Consider the following 12,706-nt stretch of genomic DNA (forward strand, 5'->3'; position numbering starts at 1 on the left):
ACGTAGAGAAACAGAAAGAAGAAACACTATTGCTAAGTGGAGCGTGAAGCGGAAAAACCGACGCAAATTTGGACGAAATTACAGATATACTGATGGAGTAAAGCCTTGGACGCCGTCTCGCCGACGATCTTCTTCATAGATGGCAGCCGAAACACCGGATTGCAGTCGCAGATCCGTGAAACGACTGTATCGGCCATCCTCTCCGGTGCTGTTTTACCGGGTGCGCGCATGCCTTCGACACGGGGGCTGGCAGATTATCTGAAAGTCTCACGCCTGACTGTAACGCTGGCCTATCAGGAGCTTGTGTCCCAGGGATATCTGGAAGTGCGGTCACGCAGTGCCTATCACGTGGCCATAACCCCTCCCATCAGTCGTCCTGACAGAGATTTCTTGCAGACACCCGATACCGCGGTTGACTGGTCGTCCAAATTGCGTCTCGGATTCAATATTGCCAAGACCATTCGCAAGCCGCTGGACTGGCGGAAGTATCGCTACCCGTTTCTATATGGCCAGATGGACCAGACTTTGTTCGATCTTGCCGCATGGCGCGATTATGCCCGGCGCGCCTTGGCACGAGAAGACTTTATTCTCATGGCTGGAGATTTTGCTGCCGCTGACGACGTCGAACTGGTCAACTATATCCGTTCACGCACGCTACCTAGCCGAGGAATACGGGCTGAACCGGACGAGATATTGGTCACGGTGGGAGCACAGAACGCGCTTTGGATCGTCAGCCATCTGCTTTTGACGCGACGTTCGCATGTCGTATGTGAGAACCCGGGGCATCCGGATATCAGCGCGACGCTTCATCTGACGGGAGCTCGTGTAACAGCCCTCGACGTTGATGATGGCGGCTTGCCGCCGGAACTGTTGCCAGATGAGATCGATGCGGTCTTTGTTACACCAAGTCACCAGTCTCCAACGGCCGCCACCATGCCGCGCGCGCGACGTATCGCCCTCCTGGAAGCCGCTGCTGAACGTGATTTCGTGATCGTCGAGGATGATTACGAATTCGAGATGAGCTTTCTGCAGCCACCGACACCGGCGCTGAAGTCGCTCGACCAATATGGTCGCGTTCTCTATGTAGGCAGCTTCTCCAAGTCGCTGTTTCCGGGACTTCGGCTAGGCTATCTGGTTGCACCGGCACCTGTCATTCGCGAGGCGAGAGCACTACGTGCGCTCTTGCTGCGCCATCCGCCCGGTCATCTGCAACGAACGGCCGCTTACTTTCTGGCGCTTGGCCATTACGATGCGGTAATCCACCGTATGCGGATCGAATATCACAAGCGTCACATCGTCATGATCGACGCGCTTGATCGCGAAGGATTGAAAATCGCCGGCAAGTCGGGTTTTGGTGGCACGGCATTCTGGATCGAAGGGCCGGAAGGTATGGATGCCGACAAGCTCGCACGCGATCTGCGCGAGGATGGCGTGTTAATCGAGTCAGGGTCGCCATTCTTCTGGAGCGACGACCGGCCATGTCGTTATTTCCGTATCGCTTATTCTTCCATTCCGATTAATCGCATTGCGGAAGGTATCGAGCTTTTGGCCAAGAGAATGCGGCAAATCTCGTAGGTCTGGAAAGTTTGAGTTCAGCCTGCGTTCATGTGGATTACGATAACGGATTTGTGAAGCTGCCGGAATTTGTCCCAATTCGATGGATATCGCTGGCGGCTCTATGGCGTCTCTCCTCGCGAATCTGTGGGTGAGACGCATATCAATTCTGCCTTCCAGAAGGAGAAGGATATGTCTATTCGTTCGAAGCTTCTTGCCACGGTTGCCGTGCCGGTTCTGTCAGCCTCCATTCTTGCGCAACCCGTACTGGCGGATACGTTGACGGCTCCAATCTTGCTGGCGCAAGAAAATGGAGACCAGCAGCCGTCCGACGAACAGTTGCAGCAGCAACAGCGCGAGGCTGAAGAACAGCAAAACGCAGCGGAAGAAGAAGCACGTCGGGCTGAACAACAACAACAGCGCGCTGCCGAGGAAGAAAACCGTCGACAAGCCGAAGAGCAGCAAAAGGCAGCTCAGGAGGAAGCCCAGCGTCAAGCAGAAGAGCAGAAGCGCGCTGCGGACGCAGAGGCGCAGCGCCAAGCTGAAGAACAGCAAAAGGCGGCCGAACGCGAAGCACAGAAGCAAGCCGAGGAGCAACAGAAGGCTGCGGAGCGCGAAGCGCAGAAACAGGCTGAAGAACAAGCCAAACAGGCTGCCGAGAAGAACAAGGCCGAGGAAGAGGCACAGCGCCAGAGCGAACAGCAGCAGAAGGCTGCCGAAGAGGAAGCCCTACGTCGAGCCGAAGCACAAAAGAAGGCTGATGAGGATGCAGCTCGCAAGGCCGTTGAGCCTCAAGAGCAAGCCGTGCCCGCGGAGAAGCCGGTAAAGGAAGCTCCAGCAGCGAACCATGAAGCTAAACCCGAGCAACCTGCAGCCGAAAAGCCAGCCAAGGAGGCTCCCGCTCAGGAAGAGGAAAAGCCAGCCGAGCAACCGGCAGAGGCAAACCCGGTAACGCCTTCGCAGAAAGAACCAGCAGAAGAATCGATTGTAGAGCATCCCGAGGAAGCTCAACCGCAGGAACCGAAAGCAACGGAGGAGCTGCAGAATGAGGCTCAACCTGTGCGGCCGGTCGAACAACCGCAATCGACCGAAGGCCAGCAAAAGCTTACGCCGGAGCCAGCACCGGAGATAGTTGATCAGCGTTCGACCGAGGAAAAGCAAGAGATTGCGAAAGACCCTGCCAAGACAGACGACACCGTTGTCTTGCCGGTTGAAAATGGCGCCGCCATTCTCGACAGCGACAAGGATGCCGACAATTCCGGTGGGAGCCAGTCGCGTGAAGAGCGTCGCAAGCAGCGTGAACAACAGCGTTCGTCTGAGGAGAGTGCACCGCTGCCCCCAAATGATGCGGCGGCACAGGTTGCGATTCCGGACGAAGTGAAGGCCGCATTGCCGCAGAAAATCGAAGCCAATCTCAAGGAAGAGGGTACCCGTATAAAGGAGGCACCGGTTTTTGCCGTGCCGGAAACCACAAATATCATCAACAACACAGTGGTGAACAATACGGTTATCAACAATACGACAGTCAATAACGTGACCAACAATGTCACGAACGTCAAAGTGATTGAGGAAGTAGATAATCGCGTCATTCTCGATGTGGGTGACCGTATTTTCGTACGTGGTGATGATCGTCCGAGATTGCGCCGCGATGCGGAGGATACCTATTATGATGAGCTGCCGCGCGGACGCACCCGTGAAACCATCGTTCGTCCGGGCGGAAATCAGATCGTCACGGTTTATGATCGATATGGCGACATTCTTCAGCGCTCCCGTATTGACCGGGACGGCAACGAACATTTGATGATCTATGCGCCGGAATATGACGACAATCCGCGAGCCTCTATTATTGATGTCGGCTACGAATTGCCCCCGATGCGCCTGACCATTCCGGTTAGGGATTACATCATCGACGTCGCGGACGATCCGGATCGCGATTTCTATGACTTCCTCGCCATGCCGCCAGTTGAGCGTGTGGAACGCGTCTACACGATTGACGAAGTCCGTCATTCCGCCCGCCTGCGTGACAAGGTGCGTCGTATCGATCTGGATACGATCCACTTCGCGACCGGAAGTGCCGAGGTTTCCCTTTCGCAGGCCAAGACACTGCGCAAGGTTGCAACCGCCATGCAGAAAGTGCTGGCCAAGGACCCTGGCGAGACGTTCTTTATTGAGGGACACACGGATGCCGTCGGTTCGGATCGTTCGAACCTGGTTCTGTCCGACAAGCGGGCTGAATCCGTCGCAAGTCTCCTGACGGAAGTCTATGAAATCCCGCCAGAAAATCTCGTTACGCAAGGTTATGGTGAGCGATTCCTCAAGATTCGCACGCAAGCCGCAGAGCAGGAAAATCGCCGGGTCACTATCCGTCGAGTAACCCCGCTTGTTCGTCCTGTCGCGCAGCGCTGAACAAAAAACACCCGGATGCGACCTTCGCATCCGGGTGTTTTTCCTGAAGTGATTTTGTCAGGCGATCTTGGACTCGTTTGTCGTCAAGCCGAGTAGCTGTTCACTCATAGGGCGCGGTTTTACCGCCTCAATCTGAACCATGAGTTCGGCGATCTTGTCAGCATCGACGACACCGCATTCATAAATCTGGATGATTTCGCGCGCCATTTCGTCTTTGTGGGGAGAGGTGATAGGACAACGAGTCATTGTTTCGCACGACTTCACATAAGCCGCTTGCAGCTTTTCCAACTCGGTGGGTTTGAAACGCCCGAAGTAGTAATCTCTCGAAAATGGCATTCTACGCATTCCGCAGATGGCTGACGGATAGATCATTCCACCCGAAAACCCGTAATTTCGTGCGATCCGCTATACTAAAAGACAGCCGATTGCAAAACTTATAACCGATAATTGTTTAGTTTATGTAAAATAATCAGTCTGCAGTAAAATTGCTCAGGCTTTCATATGGGTTTTACTAGTGCTTTGCCGGAAGCAAATAGCGTGTTTGAACTGACCCTCCGTCAATATAGTTGTCCTCATGGCTCATGTTTTAATTGAACCGTTCAACCTGCTCTCCCATCACTTTAAAAGCATTCCCAAACGCAAACCACTTCACGCTTTTGCTGGAAATACTCTAGACGCGAGCAAGCTGCAGCTTCGCGACCATTTCGGCGATCTTTTCGGGGTCGTGTTCACCAGATTCATATGTTCTTATAATCGCGCGCGCGAGGGCTTCTTTGCTCTCGTTTGTGGTCGCACACGGCTCGAGTAATACGCAGCACCGATTATAGGCAGCCTGCAGGACCCGAAGATCCGTTGGCGCGTATGTACCCTGATACTTGTTGCCGCGAAATGGCATGACTGCCTCCCCGTTTGACCGATTGAACCCCTAATTCAGGGGGAAAGCAACTGATCGTTTTATGACAGCGGTATCAAACGCATCATGGCATTACTTCTGGTGGTTCGGTTTCTCTGAGCGCAAATAGCGATAATCTCTGGTTCCCAATTCGTTGGGTTTGCAAGCCCACTGTAAGTTTGTTGAAAGCTGGTTGAAAGCTTGCCTGCGGTAACCATTCAGAACCGATTGAGGAATCAGCGCATATTAGGAGGGGCTTGGCTTTGCTGGGCCAACAGGAGCTCTCGGAGGAGCATAGATGACAATCTTTATCGATTCATGCCGCCATTTGTTTGGTGCGGCCTTAATTGGCAGCGCGATGGTTTTTGGCGCAGGCGCAGCCCATGCCGAGAAGCTGACGGTAATCGTTGGTGGTATGGAAAAACAGATTTATCTTCCTGCAGTGCTGACGGAAAAGCTCGGTTACTTCAAGGACGAAGGCCTTGATGTCGAGCTGATTAACAGCCGCGCGGGTGTGGATGCAGAAAACGAACTTTTGGCCGGTGCAGCTCAGGCCGTGGTCGGGTTTTACGATTATACGATCGATCTGCAGTCGAAGGGCAAGTTCATCCAGTCCATCGTTCAGTTCAGTCAGGCTCCAGGCGAAGTTGAGCTGGTATCCAGCAAATATGCAGACCAGATCAAGTCGCCTGCCGATTTCAAGGGCCACACGCTCGGCGTCACGGGTCTCGGCTCTTCAACAGATTTTCTTACCCAATATCTTGCCATGCGTAATGGCTTGAAGCAGGGCGACTACACGTTACTGCCGGTCGGCGCGGGTAACACTTTCATCGCAGCCTTCAAGCAGGATGCTGTTCAGGCGGGTATGACCACGGAACCGACTGTCGCCAATATGCTCAAGAGCGGCGACGCCAAGGTGCTGGTTGACATGCGTACGCCGGACAAGACCATCGAAGCGCTAGGCGGACCATACCCTGCTGCGTCGTTCTACGTTCAGAGCGCATGGCTTGAAACTCACAAGGAAGACGCGCAGAAACTTGCCAACGCTCTGGTCAAAACCATGCGCTATATCGCTTCGCACAGTGCTGAAGAAATCGCCGACCAGATGCCCAAGGATTATTATGTTGGCGACAAGGACCTTTACGTGAAGGGACTTGCCGAGGGCAAGGCGCAGTACACACCGGACGGACGGATGCCGAAGGATGGTCCTGAAACCGTGCTCAAGGTTCTCGCGACCTTCAAGAAGCCGCTTCAGGAAAAGCAGGTCGATCTTTCGAAGACATTCACGACCGAGTTCGTGGACAAGGCCAACGCAACGCTCGACGCTGCGAAGTAAATAGCGCCCGACCGACGTTCGACCACGAACGTCGGTCCCGCTGCCTTCATACTCAACCGCATTGCAAGGCACGCGATATGGTTCGCGTGCGAGCGGTGCCGCATACCCGCGAGGAACCCATGCTGATGGAAGCCCCCAGAACCATTGCGCGTGAGAAAGCTGGCAATAGCGTGCCTGCAATCGCGCTCAACAATGTGACCCGCCGTTTCGTCACCCCTGACGGCAAGATGATGACCGCATTGCGCGACTTCACCATGAATGTTGCGCAGGGTGAATTTGCCTGTGTTGTCGGCCCAACCGGCTGCGGCAAGTCGACGACGCTTAATCTCGTAACCGGTCTCGCCAAGCCAAGTGCCGGTGAAGTTCGCCTGATGGGCAAACCCATTGAAGGTATCAGCCCCGATATCGGTTTCGTGTTTCAGGCAGACGCACTTTTCCCCTGGCTCAATGTCATCGATAATGTGAGTGCCGGTCCACGCTATCGCGGTATGGGCAAGGAGGAGGCTTATGACAAGGCACGTAGCTGGATCGCACGCGTCGGCCTTGCCCGTTTTGAAAAGCATTATCCGCACCAGCTCTCGGGCGGTATGCGCAAGCGCGTGGCACTGGCGCAGACCTTCATCAATGAGCCGAAAATCCTGCTCATGGATGAACCTTTCAGCGCGCTTGATGTGCAGACACGTACATTGATGCAGGGCGAATTGCTCGATCTCTGGCAGCAATCCGGCGCATCGGTCATCTTCGTCACGCACGACCTCGAAGAAGCTATCGCGCTGGCCGACAAGGTTTACGTGCTGACTGCAGGTCCTGCCACCGTCAAGAGCGTTTATGACATCGACATTCCACGCCCGCGCGTCATGGAGGATATCCGATACGACAGTCAATTCGTCGATATTGCCAAAGTAATCTGGGACGATTTGCGGGAAGAAGTGCAGATCGGCCAAAAGCGCGCTCTGGCCAACGGAAACTAATCGGAGAAAATGCTATGACAACACAAACTCTCTCCGCGTCAGCAAATTTGCAAGCCAGTGCAAGTGCTGACGAACTTGCGCGCACCGAAGCGAAATTTCGTGCCGATGCGCGTCGCCGACGCGCGGTCGTTATCCTCGTACGCCTTGCTATTCTTGTCGCCGTTCTGGGCGGTTGGGAACTCGGCGCGCGGACCGGGCTGATCGATCCGTTTTTCTTTGCAAGTCCTTCGGGCATTGCCGATCAGATATGGATCTGGATCACGGAAGGCACGTCTCAGGGGCCGCTTTCGGAACAGATCATCGTAACGCTTGAGGAAACCGCGCTTGGCTTCCTGATCGGTGCAGTAGGCGGCATCATTTGCGGTATCTTGCTGGGCCGCAACAAATTCCTTGCCGATGTGTTTTCGATCTATATCAAGATCGCCAATTCTATCCCGCGCGTCGTGCTGGGCTCGATCTTCATCATCGCGCTCGGCCTTGGCATGGCATCGAAAGTTGCGCTGGCCGTCGTCATGGTGTTCTTCGTGGTCTTCGCTAATGCGTTTCAGGGCGTGCGTGAGGCCGACCGTGCGCTAATCGCTAATGCGCAGATATTGGGGGCATCCCGTTCGCAGATCACGCGCACTGTCATCGTACCATCGGCGATGAGCTGGATTCTGGCGAGCCTTCACGTCAGCTTCGGCTTTGCGCTCGTTGGCGCGGTTGTCGGCGAGTTTCTCGGCGCAAAAAAGGGTGTAGGCCTTATGATTTCAACCGCTCAGGGCACGTTCAATGCCAATGGCGTTTTTGCCGCCATGGTCATTCTGGCGGTTCTGGCGCTCGTCGTGGAATACATCATCACACTGGTCGAAAACCATCTGGTGAAATGGCGTCCACAGGCGCTTTCCGAACAGGGAAGCTGATCGTCGGTCAAATGCATGAATGTCAGGCGGCGGGCAAGGTGATAGTCACCGTAAGCCCGCCGCCTTTCGTTTGGGAAAGCTCCACATGACCGCCCGCCGTGTCAGCGACTTCGCGCACGATGGCAAGGCCTAGTCCGCTTCCGTCCGCAAGCGTGCCCGGAACACGATAGAAGCGTTCGAAAACGTGCTCATACTCGCTAGCCGGGATACCGGGACCGTTGTCCTCGACCCGGATATTGATTTTTCGTCCATCTTGATCGATCGCAAGCGTTACCATGCCGCCTTCAGGCGTGTAGGTGAGTGCATTGTCCACCAGATTCACGATCATCTCGCGCAGCATTGTGCCATCGCCGGAAATCATCGGCTTGGTCGCTTTAAGTTCGAACCCGAGATCAATCTTGCGGTCGAACGCCTTGCCCGCGAGGCTTTCCAGAATTTGTTGTCCCGCTTCCGCCAGATCAACCCGGTCGGCGCGGGGACGCCTGCTGCCCGGTTCGGCACGCGAAAGCGTGAGCAATTGCCCGGCAAGCCGTGAGAGCTGCATGGCTGTATTCTTGATTCCTGCCAGAACATCCTTGCGGTCGCTTTCACCGGTTGCCCGTTCAGCGAAACTGGCCTGCGTCGAAAGCGTCGCAAGCGGTGTACGCAACTGATGCGCTGCGTTCTGGATGAAACGGCGCTGCGCCGACATCTGCTTGCGCACGCGCTCCATATACTGGTTAAGCGCTGTGACGAGCGGTCTAAGTTCGGTCTGGACTGTCTGCGGATCAAATGGTTCCAGCTCGGATGTGCGATTGCGGACCTCGTTGCGGAGCCGGATCAGCGGGCGCAGCACAAAGCGCAAGCCCAATAGCGAAAGGGCACCGGCGACAATGATAAGCAGCGATTGTTCCAGCACAGAATTCAGCCATAGCTCCCGCTGCATGGCGGTATATCCGGCAAGCGTGACACCCACGACCACGTCGACGGCTTGTGGCAGGTTGGGTGGCGCGGCAACAGGATGACGCACGACAACCAGTCGCAAGGGATGGTCGCGATAGGTGCCCTCATAGTGGAGCGGGTCGTAATCCGCGATTTTGGCCGGTTTTGGCAGGTCGGGAAAGCCTGCCAGCAAGCGGCCATCCGACGTCTCGACACGATAATAGACCCGGTCGCCATTTCCGGTCGAAAACATCTCCAATGCGACCGGAGGGATGACGGCATCGATAGCATTATGCGAGGCGGCGGTTGCTTCGCCGATGGCGCGTGCAGATGCCGTCAACATGCGGTCTGACACGATGCCAGCCATGTTTTCTGACGCGCGCCACGCGGTCCACAGATTGATCCCGGCAACGATAATCAGCGGGAACACAATCCACGAAACGAGTTGCGCGCGCAGACTTTGGGAAAGGCGGGTGAATAGCCGTTTCATCTCAATTCGCTTCGCGCAGCAGATAGCCGAGGCCGCGCAAGGTTACGATTTCAGCCTTGGTGCCTTCCAGTTTTTTGCGCAGGCGATGAATGTAAATCTCGATGGCATTCTCGTCGGTCTCGCTGTCGAAATTGTAGATGCCTTGAACAAGCGTGGCCTTGCTGACGGTCGTTCCGATACGTCGCAGAAGTTGTTCCAGAACCGCATGTTCCTTAGGCGTAAGCGACAGCGGGTCATTTCCGAGAGAGAATAATCGAGTGTTGGTGTCGAAACGCAGTAAGCCGCAGGTTACGACTGGCGCGGTCCGCTGGCTTGACCGGCGAAGGTGAGCGCGAATGCGTGCCTCAAGTTCGCTGAGTTCGAAGGGCTTTGCCAGATAATCGTCAGCACCAGCATCCAATCCGCGGATGCGCCCGTCGAGGCTCGCGTTGGCTGTCAAAATGATAACGGGTACCTCATTGCCTCTGCGGCGGACGTGTTCCAGCACATCGAGTCCGGTCTTGTCGGGCAAGCCAAGATCAAGGATCACCAGATCGTATTGCGTGAAGGCAAGCGCCTGTTCCGCATCGGCTGCGTCGTGCACCGTATCGACGCTGTAGTTTGACTGTTGCAGGCTTTTTGCCAGCCAGTTTGCGAGGGTGAGATTGTCTTCGACGAGCAGAATACGCATGGCTGACGATGATAGCGGTTTCAGTTCCGCGTCAAGAAGCTTGCGCGTTGAATCGATGGATGAGGTGAATGTCTTCCGGCTCACGGTTGAACAGCAGCGGATCGGGCATCGTTGTGACCTTCGCGCCCTGCCTCAGATAAAAATCGATGGTCCGCCGTGTGGGCGTCGCAGAAATATAAAAGCCTTCCGCTCCGGTTTCCTTCGCCATGGCGATGCTGCGTCGATAGAGTTCGCCTGCAAGCCCCATTCCCCGAACGGCATTGCTAACATGCATGAAACCAAGCTGATGTAGGTCAGGATATGCGCCGACAGGACGCACATCCGTAACCGCGATGGCGACCAGGGTGTCATTGAGATAGGCTGCGAGAAATACGCCTTCATGGTCGTAACAGTCGAGCAGGATAGGTGTATAGATCTCCGCTTCGCCTTCCGGCCAGCCTCGCACGTCATAGAACTGTGGCTCCAGAAGAAGCTTTTCTCCTTCCAGACGATACATTTCCTCAATGATCTCACTACGATCGATCTGCCAGATGTCAGTCACTTCGCTTCGCTGGAGTGGACGGATGATGAAATTTGCTGGTTTCGTCGCCTGTACCATGACCATTGCCTTGGGAGTTCTGTTCATTCAACGAACTATCGTGTCGCGCACGGGCACTCAAGTGTAATGGAGACGGTAATCGCGCTGCTCCACGAACTTGTTGGCAATTTGTCAGGCAGAACCTTTCATATTGGAAAAACATCCGATAATTTTGACCAATATCACGGCTACTCCTCGCCATTCGTCTCGGGTACTGCTGGGTACAGGTGCGAGGAATATTGAGGCGTGTGGGAGGCCAGAAGCCAACTCAATCGGACGAATTGAAGCGAAACAGCAAATTGAGGGCAGAAAATCGCCTGAAAATAAGCAATTCTGCGTCAACTCTCCGATCTGCCCTTGCGAGAGCAGGGCCCGAGTTCTATCAGCATCATCAAAAATTGCAGTCTGAGGAAGTTTTCGGCAGGTTCGTTGCCGGGACGTCCTGATGCCCGCCTTCATCCCGTATGACGGCGGTATAATAAGCGATGGAGCCGAGTTGAAAAACCATCACGATATCTGGGATATCGTCGACGCCAAGAGCGCCGCATATTTCGAACTGAGCGATACGGTTTGGGATAATCCTGAAACAAACTACGAAGAATACAAATCGAGCGATGCCCATGCGGCTATGCTGGAAACCGAAGGGTTTCGCGTCGAACGCGGCATTGCAGGCCTGCCAACGGCTGTGATGGGCGAGGCTGGCGACGAAGGACCGGTCATCGCCATTCTTGGTGAATTCGATGCATTGCCGGGTCTGAGCCAGATATCAGGACTGGTTGAGGAACAACCGATCGAGGCAGGTGGTCACGGACATGGTTGCGGCCACAACCTGTTGGGAGCAGGCTCTCTGCTCGCTGCCGCGGCAGTGAAGGATTATCTTGCCGCACAGGGTATCAAGGGCCGCGTGCGCTATTATGGTTGCCCGGCGGAAGAGGGCGGTTCGGCCAAGGGTTTCATGGTCCGCGAAGGGCTGTTCGACGATGTGGACATTGCCTTCTGCTGGCACCCGGCACCGTTTGCGGGCGTCAACGATCCGGTTTCGCTCGCCTGCAACGAAATCGATTTCCACTTCAGCGGTCGCGCGGCTCACGCTTCGTCGGCGCCGCATCTGGGGCGCAGTGCGCTGGACGCGGTCGAACTCATGAATGTCGGCGTGAACTATATGCGCGAGCATATGCCATCCACGGCGCGCATTCATTACGCCGTGACCGATACGGGTGGTTTTGCGCCGAATGTGGTGCAGGCCAAGGCAACGGTGCGTTATCTCGTTCGCGCCCGCAGCCTGCCGGAAATGCAGACCCTTCTGGAGCGTGTCAAGAAGATCGCCGAAGGCGCTGGGCTGATGACTGAAACGACGGTCCGCAGCGAAATCGTCAGCGGGGATGCCGACCTGATCGGCAACACGCCGTTGGAACAGATGATGCATTTGCAGCTCGAACGTCTCGGGCCTCCGGACTTTGACGAGCGGGACCGCGAAACCGCAAGCCTCTTCCAGAGGACGCTTTCCAGGGAAGACATTTCCGATGCCTTCCGTCGCTTCGGCGTCGAACCCAAAGAAGGTCTGGCACTTTGCGAAGATATCTATACGCCTTATAAAGGCGATAACACCCTTGTCGGTTCCACCGATGTCGGAAGCGTGAGCTGGGTTGTTCCTACCGTGCAGATGCGCGGCGCGACCTGCGCAATCGGCACGCCGCTTCATTCGTGGCAAATGGTGGCACAGGGCAAGCTGCCGGCAGCGCATAAGGGGATGGCCCATGCTGCCAAGATCATGGGTAGCACAGCCATCGAATTGTTCCGTAATCCGGGGCAGATCGAGAAAGCAAAGCAGGATCATGAAAAACGGCTCAACGGAACCGTTTTCGTCAATCCGATTCCGGACAGCGTTCAACCCGCTCTGCCCGAAACCGCAAAATGATGTGGTCGGGCAAGCAGATTTCGAAAATTGAAATGACATTCAATCCCCCAATTCCAACAGGGCCTGACG

10 protein-coding genes are annotated in these 12,706 nt (G+C 55.4%); 6 read left to right on the forward strand and 4 right to left on the reverse strand.

What is annotated here, in order from left to right:
* The first annotated feature begins 105 nt into the window (after nt 1-105).
* Both pdxR and MKS82_RS19235 read left to right on the forward strand, forming a co-directional pair.
* Nucleotides 106-1,575, forward strand: a complete 1,470-nt coding sequence (gene pdxR, locus MKS82_RS19230) for a MocR-like pyridoxine biosynthesis transcription factor PdxR (RefSeq protein ID WP_240579182.1) — start codon at nt 106-108, stop codon at nt 1,573-1,575.
* Nucleotides 1,576-1,746: 171 nt separating this feature from the next.
* Nucleotides 1,747-3,960, forward strand: a complete 2,214-nt coding sequence (locus tag MKS82_RS19235) for an OmpA family protein (protein ID WP_109988801.1) — start codon at nt 1,747-1,749, stop codon at nt 3,958-3,960.
* Between the two features lie 57 nt (nt 3,961-4,017).
* Here the strand turns inward: MKS82_RS19235 and MKS82_RS19240 are convergent, their stop codons facing one another.
* The gene (locus MKS82_RS19240; RefSeq protein ID WP_109988788.1) at nt 4,018-4,296 is read right to left on the reverse strand and encodes a hypothetical protein; all 279 of its coding nucleotides are present in this window, start codon (nt 4,294-4,296) and stop codon (nt 4,018-4,020) included.
* Nucleotides 4,297-5,150: 854 nt separating this feature from the next.
* Between MKS82_RS19240 and MKS82_RS19245 the strand changes: the two genes are divergently transcribed.
* The 3 genes from MKS82_RS19245 to MKS82_RS19255 all read left to right on the forward strand — a co-directional run bounded on the left by MKS82_RS19245 (nt 5,151) and on the right by MKS82_RS19255 (nt 8,061).
* Nucleotides 5,151-6,188, forward strand: a complete 1,038-nt coding sequence (locus MKS82_RS19245) for an ABC transporter substrate-binding protein (RefSeq protein WP_240579183.1) — start codon at nt 5,151-5,153, stop codon at nt 6,186-6,188.
* A 119-nt stretch (nt 6,189-6,307) separates the two neighbouring features.
* Nucleotides 6,308-7,159 (forward strand): ABC transporter ATP-binding protein, encoded by an 852-nt coding sequence (locus MKS82_RS19250; protein WP_181394313.1) that lies wholly within the window; start codon nt 6,308-6,310, stop codon nt 7,157-7,159.
* A gap of 14 nt (nt 7,160-7,173) precedes the next feature.
* Entirely contained in the window at nt 7,174-8,061 is an 888-nt protein-coding gene (locus MKS82_RS19255) for an ABC transporter permease (protein ID WP_109988785.1), read from the forward strand.
* A gap of 22 nt (nt 8,062-8,083) precedes the next feature.
* On the opposite strand, the gene MKS82_RS19260 is transcribed toward MKS82_RS19255, so the two are convergent.
* From MKS82_RS19260 to MKS82_RS19270, 3 genes are read right to left on the reverse strand one after another with little or no spacing between them, the layout of a single operon-like run.
* On the reverse strand, nt 8,084-9,472 hold the full coding sequence (locus MKS82_RS19260) for a sensor histidine kinase (protein WP_109988784.1): 1,389 nt from the start codon (nt 9,470-9,472) through the stop codon (nt 8,084-8,086).
* Between the two features lies 1 nt (nt 9,473).
* Nucleotides 9,474-10,142, reverse strand: a complete 669-nt coding sequence (locus MKS82_RS19265) for a response regulator (RefSeq protein ID WP_109988783.1) — start codon at nt 10,140-10,142, stop codon at nt 9,474-9,476.
* A gap of 31 nt (nt 10,143-10,173) precedes the next feature.
* Nucleotides 10,174-10,767, reverse strand: coding sequence for a GNAT family N-acetyltransferase (locus tag MKS82_RS19270; RefSeq protein ID WP_235969039.1), 594 nt, complete (start codon nt 10,765-10,767; stop codon nt 10,174-10,176).
* Nucleotides 10,768-11,164: 397 nt separating this feature from the next.
* Here MKS82_RS19270 and MKS82_RS19275 point away from each other — a divergent pair, with 397 nt between their 5' ends.
* A complete protein-coding gene (locus MKS82_RS19275) occupies nt 11,165-12,637 on the forward strand; it encodes a M20 family metallopeptidase (protein WP_109988782.1) in 1,473 nt (490 codons plus the stop codon).
* Nucleotides 12,638-12,706 lie beyond the last annotated feature (69 nt).

The sequence above is a fragment of the Ochrobactrum sp. A-1 genome (genome assembly GCF_022488005.1).
Lineage (GTDB): Bacteria > Pseudomonadota > Alphaproteobacteria > Rhizobiales > Rhizobiaceae > Brucella.